Genomic DNA, 26,108 nt, shown 5'->3' with positions numbered 1-26,108 from the left:
GCCGGTAAGCGGCTTTTCGGCATATTTGCTTCAAGGGAGACGACTCATGGTGTCGATGCGCGCGGTGGTGCAGCACACGTTCGGCGGCCCCGACGTCCTGCGGGTGGCGGAGGTGCCCCGGCCGGTGCCGCTGCCGACCGAGGTCCTGGTTCGGGTGCGTGCCGCCGGGATCAACCCGGTCGACTGGAAGACCCGGAGCGGCGGTGGCATGGCCCAGGTGCTCGGCGAGCCCCCGTTCACCCTGGGGTGGGACGTCTCCGGCGTCGTGGAGGAGGTCGGCTTCGGTGTGACCACCCTCAAGCCCGGCGACGAGGTCTACGGGATGCCGTGGTTCCCCCGCGCGGCGGGCGGATATGCCGAGTACGTCACCGCCCCCGCCCGCCAGTTCGCCCGTAAGCCGCGGAGCATCAGCCACGAGCAGGCCGCCGCCGTACCGCTGGCAGCCCTCACCGCTTGGCAGGCCCTGGTCGACACCGCCGACGTCCGCCCCGGCCGGCGCGTGCTGGTCCACGCCGCCGCGGGGGGAGTCGGACACTTCGCCGTCCAGTTCGCCAAGCACCTGGGCGCCCACGTCACCGGCACCGCCAGCAGCCCGCGCCACGAGTGGCTCACCGCCCTGGGCGCCGACGAGCTGATCGACTACAGCGCAGCCCGCTTCGAGGACGTCACCAAGGACATCGACGTGGTCATCGACCTCGTCGGCGACGGGCACGACAACACCAGCACCCGCTCGCTCGACGTGCTGAGTCCCGGCGGGCTGATCGTCGCCATTCCCGCCGGCGTCTCGCCCGAACTGCACGAGGCGGCCCGGTCCCGGGGGCTGCGCACCAGCGCCTTCCTGGTCGAGCCGGACAGCCCGGCCCTGACCCGGATCGCCGGACTCATCGACGCCGGCGAGGTGAGCGTGGAGGTCGAGGAGGTCTTCCCGCTGGAGCAGGCCGCCCAGGCCCACGCCCGCGGCGAGAACGACCGCACCCGCGGCAAGCTTGTCCTGGGCGTCGCCTCCTGACCCCCTCTCAGCCCCGGGGCAGCCACGAGCGGGACCAGCAGGGTCAGCGGGCGGTCCAGACGGGGCAACCGGTCTGATGCGTGGTCAGGACGAGCATGCTGGTGCCCTCCAACCGTCGTTCGCGTTGGACCTGGCAGCACTGGGGATCCAGGACCACTGCGGTCAGCGGTGCAGTCCCGCAGTCCTCGCCCCCGGGGTCGGGGGCGAGGACCACGTGGACGGCGGAGGTTGGCAGGGGGCGCGGCCGTCGGTCAGTGCGTCGCCGTCTTCGGGTCATGGTTACCAGGATGCCGACCTCGTGTCGGCAGGCGGGGGAGCCGGTACGGGTGGGCGTGTTGCGATGAGGCGTGCCTACGTCGGCCCGCCCTCGGGGGTGGTACCGGCCTCGCGGAGGTCGGCTGCCCGCTGCAGGGCCTCGCGCAGTTGGCGGTAGCGGTGCTCGGCCAGGGCCTGGGCGATGGCTGGGTGGCGGTGGACAGCCAGTGCGGCCTCGCGCTCGGCTTCGCGCAGTTCCTCCAGCCGGGCGCCGAGCTCGGTCGGCCACTGCTGGCGTTCGAACCACTGCTCGGGGTTGGGGAACTCGCGCAGGCGCTGGGCGGCGGTGCTGTCGCTGAAGGTCAGCAGCTCCCGGTAGGCCCGGCGGCGCTCGATTTCGAGGGCGACCAGGTCATGGGGCGGGGAGACATCGTCAGGCACTCCGCCACCATACATCGAACATGTGTTCGTTTGCTGGATCGACGCCGCATGCGGAATTGCCGAAGCCGTCTCGGATTTCTGCCGCACCCGACCCTTGCGACCCGCACGGCGCTAGCGTTGGGTCCATGATCGTATGGCTCAACGGCACCCACGGCGCAGGCAAGACGACGACCAGCGCACTCGTGCAGCAGCTGATCCCGGATTCACTGGTGCTCGACGCAGAGAAGGTCGGCGAGACCCTCATGGACATCAGGCCAGGGCTGCCGGATGCGGACAACTTCCAGCACTGGCCGCCCTGGCGCCCGCTCGTGGTGGAGACCGCCCGACGGGTATTCGACTACACCGGCGGCACTCTGGTGATGCCCATGACTGTCCTGGTCGAGGAGTACTGGCGCGAGATCAGCACGGGCCTCGCCCAATATGCCATTCCGGTACGGCACTTCGTCCTCCACGCGGACCAGGACACCCTCCGCGGACGCATCGAGAGGGCCACTCCCGTCCCCTCCCCGTTCCGTCTCAAGTACCTTGAGCCGTACGCCGAGGCGGCCCGCACCTGGCTGCACAGCGAGGCCGAGGTCATCGACACCACGCACCTCACGCCCGCCGAAGCCGCCCAGCAGATCGCACAGGCCGTCAAGAGCTGAGGGGCACTCGCCCCCTTGTCGAGCGACCTTACGTACGGGCCGCCAAGCACCTGAGCGGGCCCACCGGCTTCGATCGGGACCCGATCAGACTGCCTTCGGCGCCGCCTGCTGGGCCACCTCGAAGGACCACAGCGAGGAGTCCGTGGATGCCGGGCGCTGGCCGCCGCCCCGGTGTGCGGCCTGCATCGAGCCGGACATCCACGCCTGGAAGTCCTCCTCGCTGCGCCAGCGGGTGTAGACGAGGTAGTTGTCCGTGCCCTCCACCGGCCGCAGCAGCTCGAACCACTCGAAGCCCTCCGAGGACTCCACCACCCCGGCCCGGGCGCCGAAGCGCTTCTCCAGCTCCTCCCGCTGCTCGGCGGGCACGGTCAGCACATTGATCTTCACGACGCTCATGCCCCCATCCTGCCTCATCACCCGCGACCTGAAGTCGCGGTGGTCGCCCCCGCGTACAGCTCGGCGATGAGGGCGACGGCGTCGCCGGTGGCGGGGTGCGGGTCGTGGCGGTGCCAGACGAGGTGGACGGGGACGGGTGCGGTGTTCCGGAGGGGGCGGAAGGCGATTCCCTCGCGTCGGTACTGGGTGGCGGTGCTCTCCGGAGTGATGCCGATGCAGCGGCCGGTCGTGATCGCGGCGAGCCAGTCGTCGATGTCCTTGGTGTACTCCAGTGGTGGGTGGGCACCGGTGGGCCACAGTTCGGCGGTGGTGGTCCCGGTACGGCGGTCGATGACGACGGTGCGCTCGCGGGTCTCCTCCAGTCCGATCGAGCGGCGCCTGGCCCATGGGTCGTCCGCGGCGACGGCGACCACTCGGCGCTCGAGTCCGACAACGGTGCTGGCGAAGCGCTGGGCGTCGAACGCGCCGCGGACGACCGCCAGGTCGCACACGCCCTCCGCCAGCCCTCCGGTGGAGGTGTTGGTGCGGATCAACTGCATGTCGATCTCCGGGTGGGCGGCGGCCCAGCGGCGTTGGAAGGCGGCGGTGTGGTGCCCCAGCGCCGACCAGGCGTGGCCGATCCGCAGCCTGGTGTGCCCGCTGGCGGCCTCCCGCACCAGGTCGTCCACCTCCGCGAGCAGGTGCCGGGACCGCGCCAGGACCAGGGCGCCGGCAGGCGTCAGGGCGATGCTCCGGCTGTTGCGGTGCAGCAGCCGCGTGCCGAGGACGCTCTCCAGGGCTGCCAGAGTGCGGGAGACGGCAGCCTGCGAAACGCCCAACTCCAGGGCGGCGTCGGTGAAGCTGCCCGTGTCGATGATCGCTACCAGGCAGCGGAGCTGCCGCAGTTCCACATCCATGCGTCCAGCGTATAGCTGCTCCCTTCCATGCATTTTGCGTATTCCGTGGGCAGGAGCATCCTGCGGACCATGACGACCTCCCTGCCCACGGAACAGGCAGCTGTTGACCGATCGGCGGAAAGGCTCCCCCTGTCGGGCGTCGCGATGATGCTCGGCAGCGCCCTGTCCAACCAGCTGGGTGCTGCGACCGGGGCCCTGGCGTTTCCCACGATCGGACCGGTCGGGGTGGTGGCGGTGCGCCAGTGGGTGGCCGCAGTCGTGCTGGTGGCGTCAGGGCGTCCGGCCTTTCGCAGGTTCACCTGGCAGCAGTGGTGGCCCGTCATCCTGCTGGCGCTCGTCTTCGCGACCATGAATCTGACGCTGTACACGGCCATCAGCCGGGTCGGACTCGGCCTTGCTGTCACGCTGGAATTCCTCGGCCCGCTGACCATCGCCCTGGCGGCCTCCCGCCGCGCGGTCGACCTGGGATGCGCCGTGGTCGCAGGAGCGGCCGTGCTCGCGCTGCTCCGCCCCAAGCCCACCTCGGACTACCTCGGGCTGGGGCTCGGCCTCGCCGCCGCTGCCTGCTGGGCCGCGTACATCCTGCTCAACCGCCTCATCGGCACCAGACTGCCCGGAACCGAGGGCCCGGCGGCCGCCGCGGCGCTGTCCGGTCTCCTCTACGTACCGGTGGGCGTGCTGGTCCTCACCCACCACCCGCTCACCCTCAAGGCACTGGCCTGCGCCGCGGCGGCCGGCGTGCTCTCCTCGGCCGTGCCCTTCCTGGTCGACATGCTCGCTCTCCGGAAGGTCCCGGCCCACCTCTTCGGGGTGTTCATGAGCGCCCACCCGGTGATGGCCGCCCTCATCGGCTGGATCATCCTCGGACAGCGCCTGCCGATCACCGACTGGCTCGCCATCACGGCCATCGTGGCCGCCAACACCACCAGCGCCCTGGCTGCCGCCCCCGGTCCCGGGCCCATGGATGTCGCTACGACGCGATCGCCGGTTGCACGGACAGCAGGTCGGCGAGGTCGACGCGGGTGAGGAACTCGCGGCGGATGCGGTCGGCGACGTTCGAGACCTCCTGCGAGCCGTCGTCGGCCGGGTCTATGTGCACCCGATACGGACGCTCGCCGACGGGAAGCGCGACGATGCGGGTGATCTCGTCGGCGACCAGGGAGGCGTCGGCACCCTCGGGGGCCAGCGCGGCGAGCTTCTCGGCGATCTGGCCCATCAGCCCGGCGTACTTCGTCTCGTACTGCGCCTCGACAGCGTCGTCGCCGGGGCGACCGGAGTGGGCGAAGTGGTTGGTGCCGCTGGTGAACGAGCCGGGCACCACGATCGATGTCTCGACACCCCAGCGGGCCAGCTCGGCGGCGTAGCTGACGGCCAGGGAGTCCATGGCGGCCTTGGCGGCGAAATAGGGAGCCAGGTACGGCGGGGTACCGCCCTTGACGCTTGAGCTGGACACCCAGATCACCAGCCCCTGGCCCGCCGTGCGCAGGTGGGGCAGCGCGGCACGGTTGACCCGCTGGGTCGAGAGCACGTTCACGTCGTAGAGCTCGGCGAGCTGCTCGGGGGTGAACGCCTCGGCGGGGCCGGTGACCATGTGGCCGGCATTGTGGATGAGGACGTCGATGCGGCCGTGCTCGGCGATGACCTGACTGATCGCACCGATGACGGACTCCTGGGAGTTGACGTCCAGTTCGATCGGACGCAGCTCGACGTCGTGCTCCTTGCTGTAGTCGTCGGCGGCCTGGACCTGGGGCGCGTTGCGGGTGGCGGTGTGCCGCATTCCCGCGTAGACGGTGTTGCCCGCGTCTGCGAGGGCACGGGCGGTGAGAGCGCCGAAGCCGCTGGAGGCGCCGGTGATCACGACGATGTTGTTCATTGCTGTCTCCTTGCGTGTGGTGGTGTCGAGGACCCCGAATAGCCCGAATAGGGGGAGCAGTGGTCAGGCGAGACCGCCGTTGGCGAACAGGACCTGACCGTTGATCCATCGCGCCGGCCCCGCCAGGAAGGCGACGGACTCGGCGATGTCCTCGGGGGTGCCCAGGCGCTCGAGCGGGGCGGCCTTGGACAGGTTGTCGATGGTGGTCTGGTCCTTGCCGTCGAGGAACAGCGGAGTCGCGGTCGGGCCGGGAGCCACCGCGTTGACGGTGATGTCCTTGCCGCGCAGTTCACGGGCCAGCACCAGGGTCATGCCCTCGACGGCGCTCTTGCTGGCGACGTAGGCGCCGTAGGCCGGGAACTGCAGGCTGGTGACCGAGGTGGAGAAGTTGATGATCGCGCCGCCGGGGCGGACTCGTCGGGCGGCCTGCTGGGAGACCACAAAGGTGCCGCGGATGTTCGTACGGTGCATCCGGTCGAGGTCGTCCAGGTTCAGCGTCGCGATCGGCGACAGCACCATGATGCCGGCCGTGTTGACGACCACGTCCACGCCGCCGAACTCCTGCTCCACAGCGTCGAACGCGGCGGACATCTCGATCTCGTCGGCGACGTCGCCGCCGACCGCGATCGCCCTGCCACCGGCTGCGGTGATCGCGGCGACCGTCTCCTCGGCCTTGGCCTTGTTGCCGGCGTAGTGCACGCCGATCGCGATGCCGTCCTTGGCGAGGCGCTCCGCGACCGCGCGGCCGATGCCGCCGGAGCCGCCGGTGATCAGGGCCACGCGCGAGTTGGTGTCAGTCATGTCAGGTCCTTTGAAGGTGTAGGTGAGAAGTGAGGGGGATCAGGTGTGACAGGTCCGGGCCGGACGGCTTCACTGCGTTGCGGCGGACGCGATGACCTGCGCCAGCCACTGCCCGAGCAGCGCCGCCTCGACAGTCGTGAAGGGCTGCGGGGTGAGTTCGTTCAGCGCCGACAGCAGGGTGGTGGCGGCCACGATGCGTGCGTCCTGAGCCGGGGCGCCCGGATCGGAATCGACCAGGATGGCCTGGTGGATCGCATCCCTGACCAGGGTGGACAGGCTGGCGTCCGGATAGAGCGCGGGGCGGGTGATCAAGGCGAGTGCGACGCCGGTGTTGGCCGTCATGACCATGCGCGCTGCGACGACGGGAGTGACCCGCAGCCGGCCCTGGACAGCGAGGCGTTCCAGGACCCCGCGGAGGATCCGCATGGCCTCCTCCGCCGCCTCGGGCATGGAGCGCAGCGCCGGGGCGAACATCAGCTTGTACGCGTTGGGGTGCTCGACTGCGAAGGCCGTGTGACTGTCCCAGCCCGCCCTGAGGTCCTGCAGCGGATCCTCGGACTCCTTGGCGGCCCTTTTGCTTTCCAGGTACTGGTCCCAGACGTAGTCGACGGTCGCCGACAGCAGGCCGTCCTTGTCGCCGAACAGCCGGTAGAGCGCCGGCTGCTGCACCCCGGCCGCCTCGCACACCGCACGGGTCGACACGTCACCGTTCGGTGACTGCGCCAGCAGGGCCGCAGTCGCCTCTATTATCAGCGATCTCGTACTCATGGAATCAACGATAACACGATGGAGTAGCGATGCAACCAGAACCTTGTTATCGGCGAAAACAGGGCCGATTATGGTATCGGGGGTACCATGGGTACCATGGCAGCCGACAAGGGCAGCAAAGCCCTGAATCTTCGCTTCAAGGACCCGCAGCAGCACCAGGCCATCACCGACGCCGCGAGAGCCGCCGGCGTCAGCGTCCAGGACTACATCCTGGAGGCCGCGCTGCGTCGCGCCCTGGCCGTCCAGGACCGTTTCGTCCAGGCAGCCCTGGACGCCCACCGCACCACCGCCGACGCCTTCGCCGACCTCGACCCCGAGGACGGCCGCGCCGACACCGGACTCCGCGAACGCGAACGCGCGGCGGCGAGCAGCAGCCCGGCCGGGACCGAACGACACCGTGGCAGCGCCGCGTGACCCAGTTCGCCGAGGTCCCCTACCTGCTCCGCCTCGCAGAAACCCTCCCCGGCGATCCCCAGGTCGACGACCTGGGACCGCTCTACGGAGCCGTTGCCCGCCACCAGGCCGCCGCCATGGGCCAGGACATCTACGGCAGCGACTGGCTCAAGGCCGCCGCCCTACTGCACACCCTGGCCCGGCTGCCCTGTCTGGAACACGGCAACCGGGCCTTCGCCTGGGCCGCCGCCATCGGCTTCCTCGCCATCAACGACCATGCGCTGGACTACAAACCCGCCGACGCCGTCGCCCTGGTCAAGGACGTCTCCACCGGCCTGGTCGGGATCCAGCAGCTCGCCTCGGTCCTGCGGTCCTGGCGAGCCGAGCGCTGACCTCTGACGTTCCGCCGGGAGCCCGCGGCGAGGCGCGGCGCGTGCCACTGTTGGCCGGTCAGCCGTCCTGACGCCCGAGTGGGGCGGCTCCTGCGGCCGCCCACCAGGCGGGTGCTGACGCCACGGCGGCGTCGACCAGGTCTTCCTTGGTGACAGTCGGGTCGCTGAGCCAGGCCTTGATCGCTCCGGCGAAACCGTGGGCCAGGAACTGCGCGGTCACCTCGCGGCTGACGTCGGGAAGGCCGCTGCCGTCAGCGCGCGCCATGTAGGAGACGGCGTAGTGGTGGAAGTGGCGCACCAGCGCGTCGTAGACGCCACGGTCCGCGGGATCGCCGAGGGCGTGCCGGTAGACGGCCGCGAACCGCTCGACATGGTCGGCCACCTCCGAAACGGCAAGACGCAGCAGCTCCGGGCCCCGGTACCCCTCGGCGCGACGCCGGTCCTCCAACTGGTGCCCGGTCTCCAGGTCGGCGTAGAGCGCCTCGATGAGCGGATCCAGCGGGGTGCTGTAGCGGTTGTAGAAGGTTGCCCGGGTGACCCCGGCACGCTCGGCGAGCTCGGCGACGGTGATCTGGGAGGCGGGCCGCTCGGAGGCGAGGTCCATGACGGCCTGCCTCAGGGCGCGTGTGGTCCGCGTGACACGCGGATCGATCCGACCGCTCACGGCACCGCCGTCCAGACCCTCGGGCCTGCTTGCGATCCTCCACAACCAGTGATCTTATACATATGTCAAATAGTTTCACGAAGGGAGCCAGTATGTCCTCCCATGCCCCGATCCCACCCCAGGAAGCCGCCGACCGGCTGGCGATCCGCGAGCTGGTCGACGCCTACGCGCACTGCGCCGACCAGCGTGACGCCAAGGGCCAGATGGCCCTGTTCACCGAGGACACCCGGTTCCTGGTCTTCATGGACGCCACCGCGGCCGAGCCGACCCAGGAACTGCACGGGCGGGACGCCCTCGCCCCGGTGTTCGACAACCTCAACACCTACAAGGCCACCACCCACTTCAACGGCCAGAGCACGGTGTCCCTCGACGGCGACCGGGCGAGCGGTGAGAGCTACTGCCTGGCCCACCACGTCTCGTACGGGACCGATGCCGAGCGCACGATCATGATCGCGTCCATCCGCTATCTCGACGAGTTCGTCAAGCAGGACGGTGAGTGGTTCTTCGCCGAGCGCCGCCTGATGGTCAACTGGACCGAGACCCGCCCCTGCTCGCCCTGAGCGCCGGGCGGCCGCGGGTGCGCTACGACACGAGGAGCGATGTCGCCCGCTTCTCGACGGCGAGGAGGACGCCGACGGCCGCGTCGAGGCTGTCGGCGTCGATGTCGGCTGAGGCGGCGTCAGTGACCGTGCGGGCATGGGAGTAGATGCTCGTGAACTGAGTGGCTCCCGCGTCCGTCAGAGCGACGGCGCCGGCTCCGTCCTCGGGCCGGTAGGCGATGTGGCCCGCGTCGGCGGTGCGCTCCAGCAGACGGATGACGTCCGGCCGGGCCAGGTCCATGCGCCGGTCCAGCTCGACGATCACCCGGTCCACGGAGATGGCCGTCGTCTGCTCCTCAAGGAGCGTGAGGAGCATCCAGCCGGGGAAGTCGGTTCCGCAGTCGGCGAGGGCGCGCCGGTGCAGCCTGGTGAGCTGGCGCGCCGCTTCGCCGAGGGCGCGGCCGAAGCTGGGACGCGGTGTGGGGTTCTCGGACATGTCATCCTCCGATGGGGGTTTGATGGTCACGCCAACGAGTCTTTCCATCAGCGTACCCTTGTTTGATGGTCGCGCCAATATTGGTCACGCCAATTATTTGCTACCCTCGGGTCATGGAAACCGGTGAGCATCTCACGTCTGCCCGACTGCGGGCCCTGCCCAGCTGGCTGATCAACCAGGCGGCCATCCTCGCCAATCGACTCACCGATCAGGCGCTGGCAGGCACCGGTTCGCGGCGCTACCACTACGCCATGCTCGCGGTGCTGGCCGAGTTCGGCCCGTCCAGCCAGGCGGACCTGGGTCGTTGCACCGGCATCGACCGCAGCGACGTCGTGGCAGCTGTGAACTTCCTGGCCCAGCAGGGGTATGTCGCGCGCAGTCCCGACCCGGCCGACCGTCGACGCAATATCGTCAGCATCACCGCCGCCGGAGCGGATCACCTCGAACGGCTCAGTGCCCTCCTGGCCGAGGCGCAGGACCAGTTGCTGTCCGCCTGGTCCGCCGACGAGCGCGACGGTCTGGTCCAGCAGCTCACCCGGATCCTGAACGACCATCAGGGGACTACTGCGATCCGGGGGAGCGTTTCCCGCGGGCGAGAATCATAGTCTCCCCGATGTCTGGCAAGGTTCTCGAGCGTGTGCTTTGCTGAGTCCGCCTGAGCCCGGTGGCGCGACGCGGGGTCTGGGAGCGGAGGACGGCGACACCCGGGGCGCCACCGCTGGTGGCGCCCCGGGTTCATGCCCGCTGCGGTGCGGTCGCCATCGATCGTGACGTTCAGGCGATGGCGTCGAGCAGCGGGGCGGCGGCGCGTTCCAGGGTCTTGACGGTGTCCTGGTCCCAGTGCGGGGCGAGGCCGGCGGACATCGGGTCGGGGAAGATCTCGTCCTGGTCCGCGGCGACGCCGTCGAGGATCGCTGCCGCGACCGCCGCCGGGTCCGCCTTGGGCACGTCCAGGTCGCGCGACATCTCCGTGTCGACCGGTCCGGTCAGGACGGCGTGCACTCGGATGCCCTGTGGGGCGAGCATCGCCCGCAGCGACTGAGTCATCGACAGCGCTGCGGCCTTCGATACGGAGTACGCCGGGATGAACGGCAGCGACGCGAGCGCGGCCACGGAGAGCACGTTGACCACCGACCCGCCCGAACGTGCGAGCAGGGGCCGGAACGCCTGCGTCACGGCGAGCGGTCCGAACAGGTTGACGGCCAGGTGCTCCTCGATCACGCCCCGGTCGGCCAGGTCGTCGGAACGGGCCAGGCCGGCGTTGTTGATGAGGACGTCGAGCGCGCCAACCTGTTCGGCGGCCGCCTGGATCTGCGCGGCGTCGGTGACGTCGAGCAGCAGGGGAGTGACCCGCTCGTCGTCGTGGCTGAAGGGTGTCCGGGTCGCCGCGTAGACGCGCCGTGCGCCGCGCGCCAGGGCCTCGTCGAGCAGGGCGCGGCCGATGCCGCGATTGGCGCCGGTGATCAGAACCGTGCGGTCGGTCAGGGTGGGCAGGGTGGACATGGTTTCCTCCGCTGTCGGGTCAATCGGTTGTCGAAGGGGCAGACACACCCGGTTCTCGTTTCTGGTCACCCGGCGGCGACCAGTTCCGCGGACCGCCGGTGTCAGTACCGGACGGGACGATGACGACAGACGACAACGGAGGTGCGGATGTCAGCCCCGATCGAGCTGCTGGCGCGGGCGTGCGCGGGCGACCGCGACGCCTTCGCCGAACTGGTGCGGCCGCACCGCCGTGAGCTGCACGTGCACTGCTACCGCATGCTCGGCTCGCTGCAGGACGCCGAGGATGCGTTCCAGGAGACGCTGCTCGCCGCGTGGGTGGGCCTCGGCGGGTTCGAGGGGCGCTCGTCGGTGCGGACCTGGCTGTACCGCATCGCCACCAACCGGTGCCTCAACGTGCTGCGCGCGACGAGCCGGCGCCGACCGGCCGCCGAGCCGTTGCCCGTCGCGCCGCCCGAGCCCTACGGTCTGGGCGAGGTGCTGTGGCTGCAGCCCTACCCGGACCTGCTGCTCGACGAACTGCCGGACCACGATCCCGGTCCTGAGGCGCGTTACGAGTCGCGGGAGGCGATCTCCCTGGCGTTTGTGACCGCCGTCCAGCTGCTGCCGCCGAACCAGCGTGCCGCTCTGCTGCTGCGCGATGTGCTCGGCTACCGCGCCCGGGAGGCCGCCGACCTGCTCGGGGTCACCGAGGACACGGTGACCAACGCCCTCAAACGGGCGCGGTCCAGCCTGGACCGCGCACACGCGGCTGGACCGCCGGCGCCGGCGCCGGGCAGCGCCGCTGAGCGTGAGCTGCTGGACCGCTTCGTCGAGGCGTTCGTCGACAGCGACGTCGACGCGCTCGTCGCGTTGATGACCGACGACGCGTGGGTGCGGATGCCACCGTTGCCGTTCGAGTACCGCGGCCCCGAGGCGATCCACCGCTTCTTCACCGCCCTGGTCGCACATCGCCGCGGGATCGCGCGGATGGTGCCGGTACGGGCGAACCGGCAGCCGGCCTGGGGCGAGTACCGGCGCGACCCGACCACCGGTCGGCTGCACCTCACCGGCATCGAGGTGGTCGCGCCGGCCGGTGACCGGGTCCGCGAGATCACCCGTTTCGACACGACCACCGCTCCGCACTTCGGTCTGCCCCGCACCCTGGACCGGTAGTGTCCTGCCCTGTTGCGCTTCCTCTCGCGGTTAGCCTGTCCCCGTGTCCGCCTCGCCCCTGCGCCGTGTCGCCGTTCTGGTGCTCGACGGCGCCAAGCCGCTCGATGTCGGGATCCCCGCGCAGGTCTTCTCGACCCGCGCGAGCATGCCCTACGAGGTGCGGGTCTGCGGAGCGTCTCCCGGTCTGGTGGCCGGTGGTGACGGCCTGTCCTATCACGTCGCCCACGGGCTCGAGGCGCTCGCATGGGCGGAGCTCGTGCTCGTCCCCGGCTACCGGTTGCCCGACCGCGACGCACCGCCACCAGCCGTCGTCGACGCACTGGCAGCCGCCCATGAGCGCGGTGCGCGGCTCGCCGCCATCTCGACGGGCGCGTTCGCGCTGGCTGCCACCGGCCTGCTGAACGGCAGGCGGGCCACGACGCACTGGCACTACACCCGGGCGCTGGCCGCGGGATACCCCCTGGTCCGCGTCGACGAGAACGTCCTCTTCGTCGACGAGGGCAGTGTGCTGACCTCGGCCGGTGCCGCGTCGGGCATCGACCTGTGCCTGCACATCATCCGCGGCGACCTCGGCGTGGCGGCGTCGAACCATGCGGCCCGGCGCCTGGTCGCGGCCCCCTACCGCAGCGGCGGTCAGGCGCAGTACGTGCCGCGCAGTGTGCCCGAGCCGCTCGGGGAGCGGTTCGCCGCCACCCGGGAGTGGGCGCTGCACCGCATCGGCGAACCGCTGACCCTGGAGATACTCGCCCGGCATGCGGCGGTGTCGCCGCGTACCTTCTCCCGCCGCTTCGTCGAGGACACCGGCTACACCCCGATGCAGTGGGTCATGCGCGCCCGCCTCGACGTCGCCCGTGAACTGCTCGAACGCTCGGAGCGGAGCGTCGAGCAGATCGCCGTCGACGTCGGACTGGGCACCGGCACCAACCTGCGGCTGCACTTCCAGCGGATTCTCGGCACCACGCCGACCGAGTACCGGCGCACCTTCGCGCGCGGCGAGTAGCTCGGCCAGGTCAGGATGGCGAGATCCTTTCGAACCATGGCACTCACGCCCCTGCCACAGACCGACGCCGCGCGCGAGCCTGGAGGTGACTGGAAGGGACACCACTCATGACTCGTATCGCCGTCAACGGATTCGGCCGCATCGGACGCAACTCACTACGCGCCCTGCTGGAAAGGGACAGCAAGCTGGAGGTCGTGGCCGTCAACGACCTCACCGAGCCCGCGACCCTCGCGCGGCTGCTCGCCTACGACACCACCGCCGGCAGGCTCGGACGCCCGGTGACCGTGGACGGGGACACCCTGGTCGTCGACGGCCACCGGATCACCGTGCTCGCCGAGCGGGAGCCGGCGCGGCTGCCGTGGCGCGAGCTCGGCGTCGACATCGTGCTGGAGGCCACCGGCCGCTTCACCTCGGCCACGGCCGCCCGCGCCCACCTCGACGCGGGCGCCAGGAAGGTGCTGGTCAGCGCACCCTCGGACGGCGCGGACGTCACCCTCGCCTTCGGCGTGAACACCGGCGCCTACGACCCGGCCCTGCACACCGTCGTCTCCAACGCCTCCTGCACGACCAATGCGCTCGCCCCGCTGGCCTCGGTGCTCGACGACCTCGCGGGCATCGAGCACGGTTTCATGACCACCGTGCACGCCTACACACAGGAGCAGAACCTCCAGGACGGACCGCACCGCGATGCCCGCCGGGCGCGTGCCGCCGCCGTCAACATCGTGCCCACGACCACCGGCGCCGCCAAGGCCATCGGGCTGGTGCTGCCGAACCTCGCCGGCAGACTGTCCGGCGACTCGATCCGGGTGCCGGTTCCGGTGGGCTCGATCGTCGAGCTCAACACCACCGTCACCCGCGACGTCACCCGCGAAGACGTGCTGGCGGCCTACCGCGCCGCGGCGGAGGGACCTCTCGCCGGCGTTCTGGAGTACTCCGAGGACCCGCTGGTCTCCTCGGACATCACCGGCAACCCGGCCTCGTCGATCTTCGACTCAGCGCTGACCCGCGTCGACGGACGCCACATCAAGGTGGTCGCCTGGTACGACAACGAGTGGGGATTCTCGAACCGCGTCATCGACACGCTCGAACTCCTGGCCGCCCGCTGACCTGACCACCCTTCAGGGACCCGTCCGGGTGCGCGAGCTCAGGGGGTGGGCAGCCCGCCCGGGCGGGCGGGGCGGCCGAAGCGGACCGGCACGCCGGGGGAGTACAGCACGCTCACCGGTGGCCCGACCGGCGACGGCAGCCCCGCGGCGGCGATCAACTTATCCTCACAGCGGAGAAGTTCGGCCCGGTGCAGCGACCAGCGCGGGTGGCTGTTCGGCAGGTACAGCGGCTGACCGAAGAAGGCGTTGTGCATGGCCCAACGGGCCGTCAGGAAGTGTTCGAGGGCGTGTTCGGCACCTGGTGCGCCGGATCGGGCGTTTTCGGCTCCGCAGGGGTCGGCACGAGCGACATGGCATTCAGCGCCGCACACCCTTGCGCCCGTCACCCCTGGCACCCCGGCCGTCCCGTGACGAGGACGGCTGAAAGGTTCCGGCAAGGAACCGGCGTCCATACTCCCGGCCATGACTGCCATCACCCGCATCTGCTTGCGCCATCGACGTCTCGTCGCGCTCCTCTGGCTGATCCTGGCCGTGGCCGGCGCGGCGACGGCGTCGTCGACCGTGAACCGGCTGACGCATACCTTCGCAACGCCCGGCACGGCCGGCCATGACGCCAACCTCCACCTCTTGCAGCGCTTCGGGATCGACGGCAACGAACAGCCCACGATCGCGGTACTGACCCTGCCTGCCGACGAGAGCATGAACACGAAGGCCGGTCAGGACATCGCGGCCAAGACCTTCGACGCCGCCGACCGGGCCGGGCACCTGGCGGTCGCCGACTACGCGAACACGCGCGACCCAAAGCTGGTTTCCCCCGACGGCCGCACCACCTGGGCCGTGTTCGACATGCCCAATCCCGACATCCCCTCCGGGGCCGGGGTGATGGGGGCCATCGAGCCCGCGCTGAAGTCTGCGGCGCCGGCCGGAGTCTCGGTCCAGGTCACCGGTTTCGAACAGATCCAGTCGGTCGGCGGCAGCGCAGGCGCAGGCGGGCCAGGCGTGCTGGTCGAGACGCTGATCGGAGGGGTTGGCGCGTTGGCCGTCCTGCTGTTCGTCTACGGGTCGGCGATCGCGATCGTGCCGCTGCTCATCGCCGTCCCCTCGATCCTCGCCAGCCTCCTGCTCGTCCTCGGACTGACGCACATCACCGATGTCAGCTTCCTGGTCCAGTACCTCGTGGCCGTGATGGGCCTGGGCATCGCAGTCGACTACTCACTCCTGCTCGTCACGCGCTGGCGGGAGGAACGCGAGGCCGGACGGTCCAACGAGGAGGCGATCCTCGCCGCGAGTCCGACCGCCGGTCGCGCGGTGGTCCTCAGCGGGCTGACGGTTGCGGTCGGGCTGCTGTCACTGGTCATTCTGCCGGTGCCGTTCCTGCGCAGCATCGGGCTGGGCGGAATGCTGATCCCGCTCGTCGCAATCGCTTCGGCCGTCACACTGCTGCCGGCGATCCTTGCCGCGTGGGGGCCGGCCCTGGACAAGCATCGAATGCGCAAGGGCTCCACGACATTCAGCCGCGGGTGGCAGCGGTGGGCCGGCCACATTGTTCGCCACCGGTGGATCGCGGGCACAGTCGGGCTTGCCATCGTCGTCGGACTCGCCCTTCCGGCGCTGTCGATGAACACGGGGCAGCCGAGGGCGAACTCGCTCGGGGGGAACGGCCGGCCCGCGCTGACGTTGCACGCCCTGGAGAGCGGTGGAGTTCCGAGCGCGGTCGTCTTCCCGATCCAGGTGCTCACCCATGGCGGGACGGCCGCCGCCGACCAGGCCAGGGCGATCGCCCAGGCGACACCGGGCGTCTACACCGTACTGGCTCCCGCGACGCTGTCGTTCCGCCAGGGCTCCGACTCATTGATCAGCGTGATCCCGACCGACGAGGGCAACTCCTCAGCGGGTACGGCGACAGTCGCCCGACTCCGAACGGCGCTCGCGGGCGTTCCAGGAGGCGTCGAGGTCGGTGGCAACACCGCGCAGAACGTCGACTTCAACAAGCAGGTGTACGGCAACTTCCCGCTCATGCTCGCGGCGATCTCGCTCCTCACCTTCCTGCTGTTGGTCAGGGCGTTCCGCTCGGTCGTTCTCGCTCTCAAGGCTGTACTGGTCAATCTTGTCTCGCTCGGCGCATCGTTCGGTTTCCTCGTGCTGTTCTGGCAGCACGGCTTCGGATCGAACCTGGTCTATGGCGTCCCGGCCACCGGCTCGATCCGCAACTGGATCCCCATCGTGTCCTTCGCGTTCCTGTTCGGGCTCTCGATGGACTACGAGGTCTTCATCCTGGCGCGGATGCGCGAGGAGTACGACCGGAGCGGATCGACGCGAGTGGCCGTCGTCAGCGCCCTGGCCCGCACCGGACGCCTGGTCACCTGCGCGGCCGTGATTCTGGCGATCTCCTTTGCCTCGCTCAGCAGCGCCCCGGACGTGGTGGTCGAGATGATCGCTACCGGCCTCGGCGTCGGCATCTTCATCGACGCCGTGGTCGTGCGGACGCTGCTGGTCCCGGCGCTCGTGGCGATCATGGGCCGCTGGAACTGGTGGCTGCCGGACGCTCTGGCGCGGCTGCTTCGGATCCCGCCGCAGAGCACGACGAACCAGCAGGCCGGTGCAGAGCAGCCGGTCGGCGCATAGAGCCAGGAGCGGCTGGACACCCCTGCCGACTGACAGGCGCACACCGGCCCACGACGCCGTCGTCGTTGGCCGGTGTGCGCCCTTGGTGTGTGCCGGTGGCCGGGTCAGTAGCCGCTGGTGCCGTAGGCGATGTTCTCGAACGCACCGTAGGTGGCGTTCGCGTAGCGGACCGCGGCGACGATGTTGTCGACCGGGTTCATGATGTCCGTGTGGCCCGACAGCGCGTAGCTGTTGAAGGTCGGCTGGATCATCTGCATCAGGCCCTCGGAGGGGGTGCCCGCGGCCGCGTTGGAGTCCCAGTTGTTGACGGCGCTGGGGTTGCCCGAGGACTCGGTCATCGCCCGGGCGGTGATGGCGGCGGCAGAGGGCACGTGGTCGCCGTTGGCGGCCAGGATGCTCTGCGCCTCCGCGATCCATCCGGACAGGTTGTTGGCGTAGGTCGGCGTAGCAGCGGCCTTCGCCGCAGCGGCGGCCTGCGCGGCCGCCTGGGCCTTCGCCTGAGCTGCGGCTTGTGCCTGCGCCTGGGCTGCGGCCTGGGCCTTCGCCTTGGCGGCTGCCGCAGCCGCGGCCTGGGCCTTGGCCTTGGCGGCCGCCTGGGCCGCGGCCTGCGCCTTGGCCTTTGCGGCTGCCTGGGCTGCGGCGTCGGCCTTGGCCTTGGCGGCAGCTGCGGCGGCGGACTGCGATGCGGCGGCGGACGGAACCTTGAGCGTGGTGCGCTGCTCGGAGCGGTTCGCGGCGTCGCTGGACGGTCGTGCGGCGGCCTGAGTGCTGCTCGCCGCTGCTGTCGTGTGGGTCGTGCCCGAGCTGCCGCCCGCGACGGCGACGGCAGTACCGGTGGCACCACCGGTGACGAGCAGGGCGGCGGCGATGCCCGCGATAAGCCGCTTGTTCGGGTGCACGGCGACGATGCGCCGGCGGAAACGGGCAAGGGAAGGCTGGATGCGGTGACGCATGGAACTCCGATGTCGACGGGATTGCCCGTGGCCGAGGGCGCACCGGTCCACGCGCTCGCCTGGCGGCGTCGCGACGCGGGGGTGGGCCGCCCGGCGGCTTCGGGACTGGCCCGACCGAGCGAGGGAGCCGTTCAGCGGCGATGGTCCGGCGCTCCGTGCGCCGTTCGCCTGGCTCCCGGCAGGACTCTCTGTTCGCCTGCCTCGTGCACGGTCACACGGCCTTCACACAAGGAGCAAGATTTATCGGCGGAAAGTGCGACACGCCACAGTTTGAACGTGACCTGAGTCTCAAACGGCCCCTGTAGCCCCGGTTTTCGCCCCTGTGACAGTGACGGCGGTCACTTGTCGGCGGCCTGGAAGCCACTAAGTCCGATTTGCCGGATTTATCCAACTCCCCGGTATTGAGGCCACTTCAGCAGGCGTGGCGGCAGGGGAGGGCGCCGGTGCCGCGCCGCCATGACGGCCGGTCACCTGCGGTTCGGTGCGACCGGCGGTGCGCAGCCGGCGCGCATGCGGGCGACCGGGCCGTGCACGGCCGCTCCGATCGCTGCTCAGTTCTCGGTGCCCGCCTGCCAGTGCTGCCCCGCGGCCCGGCCTCGCGCGAACACCTGTCCTGCGCGGCGAGCTCCCACGGCCTGATGCGTCTTTGATGTCTTCTGAGGCATTGACCGGAGCTGTAGGACATCAAAGAATACCGGGGATGATTGCTGGCTGTTCTTGGAATTTCTATTCGCTGCACACGAGGAATCCAGGAAAGAGAAATGACCTCTGACGAGTTTCTGGCCACTTGTTGGACCACCGCGGGCGACACCTCCCCCGATCAGGAGGACCAGCGCAGTCCGCTGAGCCTGCGGGAGCGGGCGGAAGCGGCCGGCGACGCCGGGTTCACGGGCTTCGGGCTGCTGTACGCGGACCTGGTGGAGGCCGAGCGCGAGTACGGGCTCGCCGGCATACGGTCCCTCTTCGCGGACAACGGACTCAGCCACATCGAGTTGGAGCTGCTGACCCACTGGTGGGACGACGGCCCCCGGCGGACCGCGTCGGATGCCGCTCGCGGCGGACTCCTGCGGGCCGCAGAGGCACTGGGCGCGCGCACCCTCAAGATCGGCCCCGACGTGGCGGACGAGCCGTGGGACCTCGACGTCTGGGCCAAGGAGTTCGCCGCGCTGGCAGCGCAGGCCGACGGCGTGGGTGCCCGGCTCGGGATCGAGTTCCTGCCCTGGACCAATCTGAAGACCGTGCACGACGGACTCCGGCTCGTCGAGGCGGCCGGGCACCCTGCGGGTGGCCTGATCATCGACGTCTGGCACACCGAGCGCGCCCGCACCCCGCCTGCCGACCTGGCGGACGTGCCCGGGTCGCGGATCGTGGGCGTGGAGCTCAACGACGCCGACAGCCAGGTCGTCGGGACTCTGTTCGAGGACACCGTCCGGCGGCGGCGTCTGTGCGGAGAGGGCTCTTTCGACCTTCCCGGGATCATCGGCGCGCTCCGAAAGACCGGCTGGCGCGGCCCCTGGGGCGTGGAGATCCTCTCCGACGCACACCGGGTGCTGCCGGTGCGGGAGGCCGCCGCAGCGGCGTACCGGACCGCCGCCGACGCTGTTGGCGTGAGTGCCGCGGGAAGTGGGCTCAGTACTCCTTGATGCCGTCGATCAGGACCGGGCTGTTGGTGGTGACCGACTGGATGGCGGCCAGGGCGATGGACAGCGCTGCGCGGGCGTCCTGGCCGGTGACGGCGGGGGTGGTCCCGGTGCGCACGCAGGCGGTGAAGTCGGCGAGTTCGGCGACGTACGCGTCGTGGAAGAGGTCCTGGTCGTAGCTGACGCAGTCGGCCCTGACGCCGTCCGCGCCGTAGCAGGTCAGGTGGGTGCGGCGGATGTCGCCCATGGTGAGCATGCCGGCCGAGCCGAAGACCTCGCCGCGCACGTCGTAGCCGTACACGGCCTGGAAGTTGGCCTCCGCGGTGGCCATGGCACCGTTGTCGAAGCGGATGGTGGCCACCGCGGTGTCGAGCAGGCCGCGGTCCCGGAAGTCGGGACGGACCAGGGCGTCGGCCATGGCGAAGACCTCGACGGGCTCGGCGCCGGGGTTGAGGTAGCGCAGGGTGTCGAAGTCGTGGATGAGGGTCTCCAGGAAGATCGTCCACGGCGGGATGGGCGCCGGGTCGACCAGCCGGGGGTCTCGGGTGAGGGAGCGCAGCAGCTGCGGGGTGCCGATGCCACCGGCCGCGACCTTGTCGTGGGCGGCGCGGAACCCGGCGTCGTAGCGCCGGTTGAAGCCCACCTGGAGCGCGACCCCCGCCTCCTCGGCGGCGGTGATGGCGCGGTCGGCCTCGGCGAGGGTGACGGCCATGGGCTTCTCGCAGTAGACGGCCTTGCCCGCCCGCGCCGCCGCCTCGACGAGATCGGCGTGGGTGCGGGCCGGGGTGGCGATGACCACGGCGTCGATCTCCGGGTCGGCGAACAGTGCGCCGATGTCGGTCAGCGCCCTGGGGCAGTCCAGCCGGTCCGCGAGGCCCTGCGCTGCGCCCGGGGCCGGGTCGGCGACGGCGGCGAGCCGGGCGCCGGGGATGCGCCGGGCCAGGGACTCGGCGTGGAAGGAGCCCATCCGTCCGGCGCCGACGAGGCCGACGGCAAGGGGCTGCTGCGTGGTGGCGGTCATGAGGGTTCTCCGTACGTCGTTGTCAGAGGGTGAAGTTGTCAGAGGGTGAAGGCGGAGCGGAAGCGGTCCAGGGCGAGGTCGTCGTCGCCGGAAGCCCAGGCCTCCATGGCGACCGTGCCGTCGTAGCCCAGCTCCGTGAGGGCGCGGGCGACGGCCGGGAAGGAGATCTCCCCGGTGCCGGGCTCGCAGCGGCCGGGTACGTCCGCGACCTGGATCTCGCCGATCAGGCCCAGCCCGTGCGCCCTGCGCACCAGCTCGATGAGATTCCCCTCGCCGATCTGGGCGTGGTACAGGTCCAGGTTCATCCGCAGGCCCGGCCGGTCCACGGCCGCGACCAGGGCCAGAGTGTCGGCGGCCCTGGCGAACGGCACGCCGGGGTGGTCGACGGCGGTGTTGAGGTTCTCCAGCGTGAAGACGACCCCCGCGCTCTCGCCCAGCTCGGCGATCCGGGTGAGGGTGCGGTGGGCGGCGATCCACATCGGGCCGTCGGCCTCGCCGGTCACCGGCACGACGGGCAGGCCCTTGTCGTCCAGGCCGGTCCCGTGCAGGTTCAGCCGGGGGCAGCCCAGCTGTTCGGCGGCCTTGACCGACTCCTCGGCGGTGCGCAGCAGCTCGGCCGCGCCGTCCTCGTCGGTCAGGGTGCCGCGGATGTAGCCGGTCATGGACGAGTAACGGGCCGGGGTGCGGGCGAGGGCATCCAGGTCGTGCCGGGTCCAGTCCCAGATCTCCACCTGGAAGCCCGCCTCGTGGATGCGTTCGGCCCGCTCCTCGATCGGCAGGTTCCGGAAGACCATCTCGGCGCAGACCGCCAATGTGTACATCGCGACTCACCCTCTCCTTCTAGAACGTTCTAGACGTCAGGGTTGCAGTACGCCAGTCGGCGGGATCCGCTGTCAAGAGGTCGTCGCCAGCGCCTATAGAACGTTATAGTTCCGGCTAGGATCATCTGACCCGGACAAGACATCGACCGCGGAGGTCAGCAGTGCCACCGAGCCCCACGGCCGCGAGCGGGAAGCGGCCCACCCTCGCCGATGTCGCCGCGCGCGCGGGCGTGTCCACGGCGCTGGTCTCGACCGTGATGCGCGACACCAAGGGAGCCAGCGCCGCCACCCGCGAGCGGATTCTGCAGGCCGCGAAAGAGATCGGCTACCGGCCCGACGCCCGTGCCCGCCTGCTGCGCAGTCACCGCTCACGTCTGCTCGGCGTCCAGTTCGGCCTGCAACACCCCTTCCACACCGACCTGGTGGAGTGCCTCTACACCGCGGCCGAAGCCGCCGGCTACCAGATCGCCCTGAGCGCCGTCGCCCCCAGCCGCAGCGAACAGCACGCGGTGGAAAGCCTGCTGGCGGATCGCTGCGAGGCGCTGATCCTGCTCGGCCCGCAGGCCCCCGCAGCGCGACTGGCCGAGTTGGCCGGCCAGCTGCCGGTGGTCTCGGTCGCGCGCCGGCTGCGACCGCCCTCCGGGCAGGTGGCTGTCGTCCGCACCGCCGACGACGAGGGCGCCCGCCAGGCCGTCGACCACCTCGTCGCGCTCGGCCACCGCGACATCGCCCATATCGACGGCGGCAGAGCCCCCGGCGCCGCCGACCGGCGCCGGGGCTACCGCACCGCCATGACCCGCCACGGCCTGGCCGGGCACGTCCGCGTCCTGCCCGGCGGACTGACCGAGGACGAGGGCGCCGCAGCCGCCCGCACCCTGCTCACCACCGGGCTCCGGCCCACCGCCGTACTGGCCTTCAACGACCGCTGCGCCATCGGCGTCCTGGACACCCTGCTGCGCTGCGGCGTCCGCGTCCCCGCCGAGATCTCCGTGGTCGGCTTCGACGACAGCCGCTTGGCCCGCCTCGCCCACATCGACCTCACGACCGTCGGCCAGGACATCCCACGCCTCGCCGGGATCGCGGTCGGCCGGGCTGTCGCCCGACTGGAGGGCGAACCGGACCCCGAGGGTGAGACCGTCATCGCCCCGCACCTGGTCGTCCGCGGCACCACGACCACAGCCGGCTGAATCCGGGGAACCGGAGCCCGGCTCATACCGCGGCCGGAAGGACCGTACGCGGCCGGAGCGGGAACCCGGCCGCCCGGTAGGTGTCGTCGATGAGCCGCATGGTGGTCAGCGCGTCGTCGGCGTCGAGCGCCAGCTGCGCACCGTGCCGCAGGTGGGCTGCGAACGCTTCGAGTTGGTAGGTGTACGAGGACCGACGGCCGAGTTCCTCGGTGCGCTCACCGGCCGCCGTCCGTACCACCACCCGGTCGTCCAGGTGCGGCTGGACGAAGTTCACCGCCGTGGCTTCGCCGCGCGAGCCCACGACACGGCAGCTCATCTGCCAGGTGTGGTGGGCCATGTGGCAGCGGGCGGTACCGGTGGCGCCGCCAGGGAACTCCAGATCCGCGTCCAGCCACTCGTCGACTCCGGCAGCCCCCGCCTTCCCACCGCCGCGCGCGGCGACCAACCGGGGTGCGCCGCCTGCCCAGGGCGCGAGCACGCGCTGGGCGTGCAGGCTGTAGCAGCCGAGGTCCATCAGCGCGCCGCCCGCCAGCGGCAGCGACCAGCGCAGATCGCCGTCCGGTGGCGCGGGCATGGCGACCATGGTCTCGACGTGCCGGAGCTCGCCCAGTTCCCCGCTGCCCAGCAGCTCGTGCAGGCGCCGGGTGACCGGGTGGAACAGGTAGTGGAAGCCCTCCATGAACACCGTGCCCGCCCGGGCGGCGGCCTGGTGGACCTCGGCCGCCTCCGCCGCGTTGCTCGCGGACGGCTTCTCGGTGAGGACGTGCTTGCCGGCCCGCAGGGCGGCCAGGTTCCACGGCCCGTGCAGGCCGTTGGCCAACGGGTTGTAGACCACCTCGATCTCCGGGTCGGCGACCAGGTCGGCGTAGGAGTCCGCCACACGCTCCACGCCGTGCGCGGCGGCGAAGGCCTTGGCCCGGTCGCGGTCGCGGGCGGCGACCGCGACCAGGCGGTGGCCGCCCGCACGGGCCGGCCCCACGATCGACAGCTCGGCGATCCGGGCAGCGCCCAGGACCCCGATCCGCAAAGGCTCGTCCGTCATCCCTTACGCACCTCGTCGAGTCGAACCGGCCGGTGCTCACGGAGCGACAGGGTGCACGCCTCGGCGATCCAGCTCGCCTCGATGGCGTCCGCGACCGTGCAGGGGGAGGGGCGGGCGCCGGCGACGACCTCGGTGAACGCGGTGAGTTCGGCGCGGTAGGCGTCGGCGAAGCGGTCCATGAAGAAGGAGTGCGGGGTCCCGGCCGGGAAGGTGACACCCGGTTCGACGGAGCGCAGCGGCAGCCTGTCCTCCAGGCCGACCGCGATGCTGTCCTTCATACCGTGCAGTTCCAGGCGAACGTCGTAACCACGGGCGTTGTGGCGGGAGTTGGAGATGACGGCGATGGTGCCGTCGTCAAGGGTGAGCAGGGCGGAGGCCGTGTCGACGTCACCCGCCTCGCGGATGTACTCCGCACCCCGGTTGCCGCCGGTCGCGTAGACCTCGACCACCTCGCGGCCGGTCACCCAGCGCACGATGTCGAAGTCGTGCACGCTGCAGTCGCGGAAGATGCCGCCGGAGACGGCCACGTAGGCGGGCGGTGGTGGGGCGGGGTCGAGGGTGGTTGACCGTACGGTGTGCAGGTCGCCGAGCTCACCGCTCAGCACGGCCCGGCGCGCGGCCACACAGCCGGCGTCGAAGCGCCTGTTGTAGCCGATGTGCACCTCGACGCCACTGCCCTCCACCGCGCGCAGGACCTCCAGGCTCTCCTCGACCCCGCGCGCCACGGGCTTCTCGCAGAAGACGGGAATGCCCGCGTCCAGGGCGGCGAGGATGAGCCGGGGGTGCGCGTCGGTCGCCGCGGCGATCACGACACCGTCGACGCCGGCGGCGAGCAGGGCCTCGGGAGAGTCGACGGCGGTGGCCCCGAAGCGTTCGGTGGCCGCGGCGACGGCCGCGGCCACCGGGTCGGTGACCACCAGGGAGTCCACCACGTCCAGCCCGGCGAGGGTCCGGGCGTGGAAGGCGCCGATGCGGCCCAGCCCCATGATGCCTATACGCATGAGAATTCTGCTCCTTCTGCCCGAGGGCGATTCAGTCCAGGCTGCCGAACACGTTCTGGTCCCAGTCGATGACCGAGCCGGTCACCACGCCGCTGCGGTCGGAGAGCAGGAGGACGACGAAGTCGGCGATCTCGTCGACCTGCCCGAGCCTGCCCATGGGCTGCAGCGGGGTCTCAAGCAGTCCCATGAGTGCCGTGGCCCTTTCAGCGCCGACGGCGATCGGCGGCCGCCCGCAGCTCCCGGCGCAGCCGCTCGGGGTCCCAGCCCTCGGCGACGGCCTGCCGGACGGTGTCCGCCTGGGAGGGTGGGGCCAGGCCCTCGATCGGCGGGTCCAGGTCGAGGTCGGTGGGAAAGGGGTAGCCCTCGGCGGTGGCCGCGATCACGCGGCGCAGCCAGTCCTCCGAGGCGCCCTCGGACCTGCGCCGCAGCAGCACCGGGAACAGCGCGTTCGCCATCGCCTCGCGGTCCACCGTCTCCATCGCGCGGCCGAAGGCGGAGGAGATCTGCAGCAGATTGGCCATCCGCCTGATGTCGGCCGAGCGGTTGTGGCCGGCGGCGTGGAAGAGCGCCGGGTTGAAGAAGACCGCGTCGCCCTTGTCCAGCGGAAGCTGGACGTGGTGCGTGCCGAAGTACTCGACGAACCGCGGCAGCCGCCAGGCCAGGTACCCGGGCTCGTACTTCTGCGAGTGCGGCAGGTACAGGGTCGGGCCGGACTCGACGGGCATGTCGCAGTGGGCCACCGCGCCCTGCAGGGTGAGCAGCGGCGACAGGCGGTGGACCTGCGCCGGGTAGGCGGCAGCGCGCTCCTGGGAGAGGAAGCCGAGATGGTAGTCGCGGTGGACGTTCTGCGCCGCGCCGCCCGGGTTGACCACGTTGATCTGGGAGGTCACCTGGTAGGCGGGGCCGAGCCAGGCCTCCGCGACGAGCTCCAGGACGTCGTTGGCGTAGTAGTCGGCGAACACCTCGGGCACCCGTACGGCCACCTTGTCCAGGGCGTTCCAGACGCGGTCGTTCGCGCCGGGCTGGGCGAAGTGGTCACCGCGGGCCGCCCCGGTGGCGCGCTCCTCCTCGATCAGCGCGCGGAAGGCCTCGGAGGCCGCGTCCACGACGGCGGCGTCGGTGAAGGCGCGCTTGAGGACCACGATGCCGGGCCCGTCCAGCAGAGCCCGGACCAGCTCGTCCTGCACGCTCCGGCGGCCCTCCGGGGTGGTCGTCAGCGAGCGGAGCCGATCGCTGTCGTAGAGCGGGACATTCTGTTCGACGCGCTCGGCCGAGGGGTGGTCGGCGGGGTCCGTGCTCTGTTCCACGAGTGAGTGGAAAACGTCGAGATCGCAGTCCGCCTCGGTCAGCCACGTTCGCGCTCCCGCGGTTATGGGAGACATTCGGTTCCCTTTCGTAGTCCGAGGATTTCTGCCAGTCTTGAGAACTTGAACCCATCATTCAATGCCTGTCACCACATCAAAAACCCATCATCGGTATTGGGAATCAGT

Annotated in this window: 28 protein-coding genes and 2 pseudogenes; 13 read left to right on the top strand and 17 right to left on the bottom strand. The window is 70.7% G+C overall.

Features of this window, described 5'->3' with window-relative positions:
* Nucleotides 1-55: 55 nt before the first annotated feature.
* Entirely contained in the window at nucleotides 56-1,009 is a 954-nt protein-coding gene (locus ABH941_RS16740) for an NADP-dependent oxidoreductase (RefSeq protein ID WP_370130214.1), read from the top strand.
* Between the two features lie 351 nt (nucleotides 1,010-1,360).
* Here the strand turns inward: ABH941_RS16740 and ABH941_RS16735 are convergent, their stop codons facing one another.
* Nucleotides 1,361-1,705, bottom strand: a complete 345-nt coding sequence (locus ABH941_RS16735) for a hypothetical protein (protein ID WP_370130028.1) — start codon at nucleotides 1,703-1,705, stop codon at nucleotides 1,361-1,363.
* Nucleotides 1,706-1,830: 125 nt separating this feature from the next.
* Between ABH941_RS16735 and ABH941_RS16730 the strand changes: the two genes are divergently transcribed.
* Nucleotides 1,831-2,349, top strand: a complete 519-nt coding sequence (locus tag ABH941_RS16730; protein WP_370130027.1) for an AAA family ATPase — start codon at nucleotides 1,831-1,833, stop codon at nucleotides 2,347-2,349.
* A gap of 84 nt (nucleotides 2,350-2,433) precedes the next feature.
* Here the strand turns inward: ABH941_RS16730 and ABH941_RS16725 are convergent, their stop codons facing one another.
* Together ABH941_RS16725 and ABH941_RS16720 are read right to left on the bottom strand one after the other, a co-directional pair.
* Nucleotides 2,434-2,745, bottom strand: coding sequence for an antibiotic biosynthesis monooxygenase (locus ABH941_RS16725; protein WP_370130026.1), 312 nt, complete (start codon nucleotides 2,743-2,745; stop codon nucleotides 2,434-2,436).
* A 17-nt stretch (nucleotides 2,746-2,762) separates the two neighbouring features.
* A complete protein-coding gene (locus tag ABH941_RS16720; RefSeq protein WP_370130025.1) occupies nucleotides 2,763-3,641 on the bottom strand; it encodes a LysR family transcriptional regulator in 879 nt (292 codons plus the stop codon).
* A 69-nt stretch (nucleotides 3,642-3,710) separates the two neighbouring features.
* On the opposite strand from ABH941_RS16720, the gene ABH941_RS16715 reads away from it, so the two are divergent.
* Nucleotides 3,711-4,667, top strand: coding sequence for a DMT family transporter (locus tag ABH941_RS16715; protein WP_370130024.1), 957 nt, complete (start codon nucleotides 3,711-3,713; stop codon nucleotides 4,665-4,667).
* Here the strand turns inward: ABH941_RS16715 and ABH941_RS16710 are convergent.
* From ABH941_RS16710 to ABH941_RS16700, 3 genes are all read right to left on the bottom strand, one after another.
* Nucleotides 4,612-5,514 carry an SDR family oxidoreductase gene (locus ABH941_RS16710; RefSeq protein ID WP_370130023.1) on the bottom strand — a complete coding sequence of 301 codons (903 nt, stop codon included), beginning with the start codon at nucleotides 5,512-5,514 and terminating at the stop codon, nucleotides 4,612-4,614. The genes ABH941_RS16715 and ABH941_RS16710 overlap by 56 nt on opposite strands.
* A gap of 63 nt (nucleotides 5,515-5,577) precedes the next feature.
* Nucleotides 5,578-6,315 carry an SDR family oxidoreductase gene (locus ABH941_RS16705; RefSeq protein ID WP_370130021.1) on the bottom strand — a complete coding sequence of 246 codons (738 nt, stop codon included), beginning with the start codon at nucleotides 6,313-6,315 and terminating at the stop codon, nucleotides 5,578-5,580.
* Between the two features lie 69 nt (nucleotides 6,316-6,384).
* Nucleotides 6,385-7,083, bottom strand: a complete 699-nt coding sequence (locus ABH941_RS16700) for a TetR/AcrR family transcriptional regulator (protein WP_370130019.1) — start codon at nucleotides 7,081-7,083, stop codon at nucleotides 6,385-6,387.
* Between the two features lie 96 nt (nucleotides 7,084-7,179).
* On the opposite strand from ABH941_RS16700, the gene ABH941_RS16695 reads away from it, so the two are divergent.
* Both ABH941_RS16695 and ABH941_RS16690 read left to right on the top strand, forming a co-directional pair.
* Nucleotides 7,180-7,497, top strand: coding sequence for a DUF1778 domain-containing protein (locus tag ABH941_RS16695; RefSeq protein ID WP_370130017.1), 318 nt, complete (start codon nucleotides 7,180-7,182; stop codon nucleotides 7,495-7,497).
* Nucleotides 7,494-7,868, top strand: a complete 375-nt coding sequence (locus ABH941_RS16690) for a type II toxin-antitoxin system death-on-curing family toxin (RefSeq protein ID WP_370130016.1) — start codon at nucleotides 7,494-7,496, stop codon at nucleotides 7,866-7,868. The genes ABH941_RS16695 and ABH941_RS16690 overlap by 4 nt, the downstream gene beginning before the upstream one ends.
* Before the next feature lie 58 nt (nucleotides 7,869-7,926).
* Here the strand turns inward: ABH941_RS16690 and ABH941_RS16685 are convergent, their stop codons facing one another.
* Entirely contained in the window at nucleotides 7,927-8,472 is a 546-nt protein-coding gene (locus tag ABH941_RS16685; RefSeq protein WP_370130015.1) for a TetR/AcrR family transcriptional regulator, read from the bottom strand.
* Nucleotides 8,473-8,624: 152 nt separating this feature from the next.
* On the opposite strand from ABH941_RS16685, the gene ABH941_RS16680 reads away from it, so the two are divergent.
* Nucleotides 8,625-9,092 carry a nuclear transport factor 2 family protein gene (locus tag ABH941_RS16680; protein WP_370130014.1) on the top strand — a complete coding sequence of 156 codons (468 nt, stop codon included), beginning with the start codon at nucleotides 8,625-8,627 and terminating at the stop codon, nucleotides 9,090-9,092.
* A gap of 22 nt (nucleotides 9,093-9,114) precedes the next feature.
* Here the strand turns inward: ABH941_RS16680 and ABH941_RS16675 are convergent, their stop codons facing one another.
* Nucleotides 9,115-9,567: a hypothetical protein gene (locus ABH941_RS16675; RefSeq protein ID WP_370130013.1), complete on the bottom strand. Its 453-nt coding sequence runs from the start codon at nucleotides 9,565-9,567 to the stop codon at nucleotides 9,115-9,117.
* Between the two features lie 113 nt (nucleotides 9,568-9,680).
* Here ABH941_RS16675 and ABH941_RS16670 point away from each other — a divergent pair, with 113 nt between their 5' ends.
* Nucleotides 9,681-10,172 (top strand): MarR family winged helix-turn-helix transcriptional regulator, encoded by a 492-nt coding sequence (locus ABH941_RS16670; protein WP_370130011.1) that lies wholly within the window; start codon nucleotides 9,681-9,683, stop codon nucleotides 10,170-10,172.
* A gap of 169 nt (nucleotides 10,173-10,341) precedes the next feature.
* Here ABH941_RS16670 and ABH941_RS16665 read toward each other — a convergent pair whose 3' ends face one another.
* The gene (locus ABH941_RS16665) at nucleotides 10,342-11,070 is read right to left on the bottom strand and encodes an SDR family NAD(P)-dependent oxidoreductase (protein WP_370130010.1); all 729 of its coding nucleotides are present in this window, start codon (nucleotides 11,068-11,070) and stop codon (nucleotides 10,342-10,344) included.
* A gap of 147 nt (nucleotides 11,071-11,217) precedes the next feature.
* On the opposite strand from ABH941_RS16665, the gene ABH941_RS16660 reads away from it, so the two are divergent.
* The 3 genes from ABH941_RS16660 to gap all read left to right on the top strand — a co-directional run bounded on the left by ABH941_RS16660 (nucleotide 11,218) and on the right by gap (nucleotide 14,328).
* Entirely contained in the window at nucleotides 11,218-12,222 is a 1,005-nt protein-coding gene (locus ABH941_RS16660; protein ID WP_370130008.1) for an RNA polymerase subunit sigma-70, read from the top strand.
* 43 nt (nucleotides 12,223-12,265) lie between these two features.
* On the top strand, nucleotides 12,266-13,222 hold the full coding sequence (locus ABH941_RS16655) for a GlxA family transcriptional regulator (protein ID WP_370130007.1): 957 nt from the start codon (nucleotides 12,266-12,268) through the stop codon (nucleotides 13,220-13,222).
* A 107-nt stretch (nucleotides 13,223-13,329) separates the two neighbouring features.
* Complete coding sequence (gap, locus tag ABH941_RS16650) at nucleotides 13,330-14,328, top strand: type I glyceraldehyde-3-phosphate dehydrogenase (RefSeq protein ID WP_370130006.1); 999 nt, start codon at nucleotides 13,330-13,332, stop codon at nucleotides 14,326-14,328.
* Between the two features lie 38 nt (nucleotides 14,329-14,366).
* On the opposite strand, the pseudogene ABH941_RS16645 reads toward gap, so the two are convergent.
* A pseudogene (locus ABH941_RS16645) lies at nucleotides 14,367-14,615 on the bottom strand (DUF2071 domain-containing protein); the annotation flags it as partial.
* A 175-nt stretch (nucleotides 14,616-14,790) separates the two neighbouring features.
* Here ABH941_RS16645 and ABH941_RS16640 point away from each other — a divergent pair.
* The gene (locus ABH941_RS16640) at nucleotides 14,791-16,953 is read left to right on the top strand and encodes an MMPL family transporter (protein ID WP_370130005.1); all 2,163 of its coding nucleotides are present in this window, start codon (nucleotides 14,791-14,793) and stop codon (nucleotides 16,951-16,953) included.
* A gap of 104 nt (nucleotides 16,954-17,057) precedes the next feature.
* On the opposite strand, the gene ABH941_RS16635 is transcribed toward ABH941_RS16640, so the two are convergent.
* Complete coding sequence (locus ABH941_RS16635; protein ID WP_370130004.1) at nucleotides 17,058-17,906, bottom strand: transglycosylase SLT domain-containing protein; 849 nt, start codon at nucleotides 17,904-17,906, stop codon at nucleotides 17,058-17,060.
* Between the two features lie 761 nt (nucleotides 17,907-18,667).
* Between ABH941_RS16635 and ABH941_RS16630 the strand changes: the two genes are divergently transcribed.
* Nucleotides 18,668-19,549 carry a sugar phosphate isomerase/epimerase family protein gene (locus ABH941_RS16630; protein ID WP_370130003.1) on the top strand — a complete coding sequence of 294 codons (882 nt, stop codon included), beginning with the start codon at nucleotides 18,668-18,670 and terminating at the stop codon, nucleotides 19,547-19,549.
* On the opposite strand, the gene ABH941_RS16625 is transcribed toward ABH941_RS16630, so the two are convergent.
* Together ABH941_RS16625 and ABH941_RS16620 are read right to left on the bottom strand one after the other, a co-directional pair.
* Nucleotides 19,536-20,567 carry a Gfo/Idh/MocA family oxidoreductase gene (locus ABH941_RS16625; RefSeq protein ID WP_370130002.1) on the bottom strand — a complete coding sequence of 344 codons (1,032 nt, stop codon included), beginning with the start codon at nucleotides 20,565-20,567 and terminating at the stop codon, nucleotides 19,536-19,538. The two genes, ABH941_RS16630 and ABH941_RS16625, sit on opposite strands and share 14 nt — an antisense overlap.
* A gap of 38 nt (nucleotides 20,568-20,605) precedes the next feature.
* Nucleotides 20,606-21,388: a TIM barrel protein gene (locus ABH941_RS16620; RefSeq protein ID WP_370130000.1), complete on the bottom strand. Its 783-nt coding sequence runs from the start codon at nucleotides 21,386-21,388 to the stop codon at nucleotides 20,606-20,608.
* Between the two features lie 161 nt (nucleotides 21,389-21,549).
* Here ABH941_RS16620 and ABH941_RS16615 point away from each other — a divergent pair, with 161 nt between their 5' ends.
* Nucleotides 21,550-22,575 carry a LacI family DNA-binding transcriptional regulator gene (locus ABH941_RS16615; RefSeq protein ID WP_370129999.1) on the top strand — a complete coding sequence of 342 codons (1,026 nt, stop codon included), beginning with the start codon at nucleotides 21,550-21,552 and terminating at the stop codon, nucleotides 22,573-22,575.
* A 22-nt stretch (nucleotides 22,576-22,597) separates the two neighbouring features.
* Here ABH941_RS16615 and ABH941_RS16610 read toward each other — a convergent pair whose 3' ends face one another.
* The 4 genes and pseudogenes from ABH941_RS16610 to ABH941_RS16595 form a co-directional block, all read right to left on the bottom strand.
* Nucleotides 22,598-23,617 (bottom strand): Gfo/Idh/MocA family protein, encoded by a 1,020-nt coding sequence (locus ABH941_RS16610; protein ID WP_370129998.1) that lies wholly within the window; start codon nucleotides 23,615-23,617, stop codon nucleotides 22,598-22,600.
* Nucleotides 23,614-24,618 carry a Gfo/Idh/MocA family oxidoreductase gene (locus ABH941_RS16605; RefSeq protein ID WP_370129996.1) on the bottom strand — a complete coding sequence of 335 codons (1,005 nt, stop codon included), beginning with the start codon at nucleotides 24,616-24,618 and terminating at the stop codon, nucleotides 23,614-23,616. The genes ABH941_RS16610 and ABH941_RS16605 overlap by 4 nt, the downstream gene beginning before the upstream one ends.
* Nucleotides 24,619-24,649: 31 nt before the next feature.
* Nucleotides 24,650-24,778 (bottom strand): annotated as a pseudogene (locus ABH941_RS16600) (SDR family oxidoreductase); the annotation flags it as partial.
* A gap of 43 nt (nucleotides 24,779-24,821) precedes the next feature.
* Nucleotides 24,822-26,000, bottom strand: coding sequence for a phytanoyl-CoA dioxygenase family protein (locus ABH941_RS16595; protein ID WP_370129995.1), 1,179 nt, complete (start codon nucleotides 25,998-26,000; stop codon nucleotides 24,822-24,824).
* Between the last annotated feature and the right edge of the window lie 108 nt (nucleotides 26,001-26,108).

Source organism: Streptacidiphilus sp. EB103A (genome assembly GCF_041261405.1).
Classification (GTDB): domain Bacteria; phylum Actinomycetota; class Actinomycetes; order Streptomycetales; family Streptomycetaceae; genus Streptacidiphilus.
The sequence above is the reverse complement of the archived record's forward strand: the minus strand, read 5'-3'. Positions and strand labels throughout refer to the sequence as shown.

Coding starts and splice junctions, on each gene's coding strand:
- ABH941_RS16595 (WP_370129995.1), bottom strand. CDS start 26,000: ATGTCTCCCATAACCGCGGGAGCGCGAACGTGGCTGACCGAGGCGGAC.
- ABH941_RS16725 (WP_370130026.1), bottom strand. CDS start 2,745: ATGAGCGTCGTGAAGATCAATGTGCTGACCGTGCCCGCCGAGCAGCGG.
- ABH941_RS16665 (WP_370130010.1), bottom strand. CDS start 11,070: ATGTCCACCCTGCCCACCCTGACCGACCGCACGGTTCTGATCACCGGC.
- ABH941_RS16715 (WP_370130024.1), top strand. CDS start 3,711: ATGACGACCTCCCTGCCCACGGAACAGGCAGCTGTTGACCGATCGGCG.
- ABH941_RS16700 (WP_370130019.1), bottom strand. CDS start 7,083: ATGAGTACGAGATCGCTGATAATAGAGGCGACTGCGGCCCTGCTGGCG.
- ABH941_RS16630 (WP_370130003.1), top strand. CDS start 18,668: ATGACCTCTGACGAGTTTCTGGCCACTTGTTGGACCACCGCGGGCGAC.
- ABH941_RS16635 (WP_370130004.1), bottom strand. CDS start 17,906: ATGCGTCACCGCATCCAGCCTTCCCTTGCCCGTTTCCGCCGGCGCATC.
- ABH941_RS16710 (WP_370130023.1), bottom strand. CDS start 5,514: ATGAACAACATCGTCGTGATCACCGGCGCCTCCAGCGGCTTCGGCGCT.
- ABH941_RS16605 (WP_370129996.1), bottom strand. CDS start 24,618: ATGCGTATAGGCATCATGGGGCTGGGCCGCATCGGCGCCTTCCACGCC.
- gap (WP_370130006.1), top strand. CDS start 13,330: ATGACTCGTATCGCCGTCAACGGATTCGGCCGCATCGGACGCAACTCA.
- ABH941_RS16640 (WP_370130005.1), top strand. CDS start 14,791: ATGACTGCCATCACCCGCATCTGCTTGCGCCATCGACGTCTCGTCGCG.
- ABH941_RS16670 (WP_370130011.1), top strand. CDS start 9,681: ATGGAAACCGGTGAGCATCTCACGTCTGCCCGACTGCGGGCCCTGCCC.
- ABH941_RS16730 (WP_370130027.1), top strand. CDS start 1,831: ATGATCGTATGGCTCAACGGCACCCACGGCGCAGGCAAGACGACGACC.
- ABH941_RS16675 (WP_370130013.1), bottom strand. CDS start 9,567: ATGTCCGAGAACCCCACACCGCGTCCCAGCTTCGGCCGCGCCCTCGGC.
- ABH941_RS16685 (WP_370130015.1), bottom strand. CDS start 8,472: ATGGACCTCGCCTCCGAGCGGCCCGCCTCCCAGATCACCGTCGCCGAG.
- ABH941_RS16610 (WP_370129998.1), bottom strand. CDS start 23,617: ATGACGGACGAGCCTTTGCGGATCGGGGTCCTGGGCGCTGCCCGGATC.
- ABH941_RS16660 (WP_370130008.1), top strand. CDS start 11,218: ATGTCAGCCCCGATCGAGCTGCTGGCGCGGGCGTGCGCGGGCGACCGC.
- ABH941_RS16740 (WP_370130214.1), top strand. CDS start 56: ATGCGCGCGGTGGTGCAGCACACGTTCGGCGGCCCCGACGTCCTGCGG.
- ABH941_RS16705 (WP_370130021.1), bottom strand. CDS start 6,315: ATGACTGACACCAACTCGCGCGTGGCCCTGATCACCGGCGGCTCCGGC.
- ABH941_RS16720 (WP_370130025.1), bottom strand. CDS start 3,641: ATGGATGTGGAACTGCGGCAGCTCCGCTGCCTGGTAGCGATCATCGAC.
- ABH941_RS16625 (WP_370130002.1), bottom strand. CDS start 20,567: ATGACCGCCACCACGCAGCAGCCCCTTGCCGTCGGCCTCGTCGGCGCC.
- ABH941_RS16695 (WP_370130017.1), top strand. CDS start 7,180: ATGGCAGCCGACAAGGGCAGCAAAGCCCTGAATCTTCGCTTCAAGGAC.
- ABH941_RS16620 (WP_370130000.1), bottom strand. CDS start 21,388: ATGTACACATTGGCGGTCTGCGCCGAGATGGTCTTCCGGAACCTGCCG.
- ABH941_RS16680 (WP_370130014.1), top strand. CDS start 8,625: ATGTCCTCCCATGCCCCGATCCCACCCCAGGAAGCCGCCGACCGGCTG.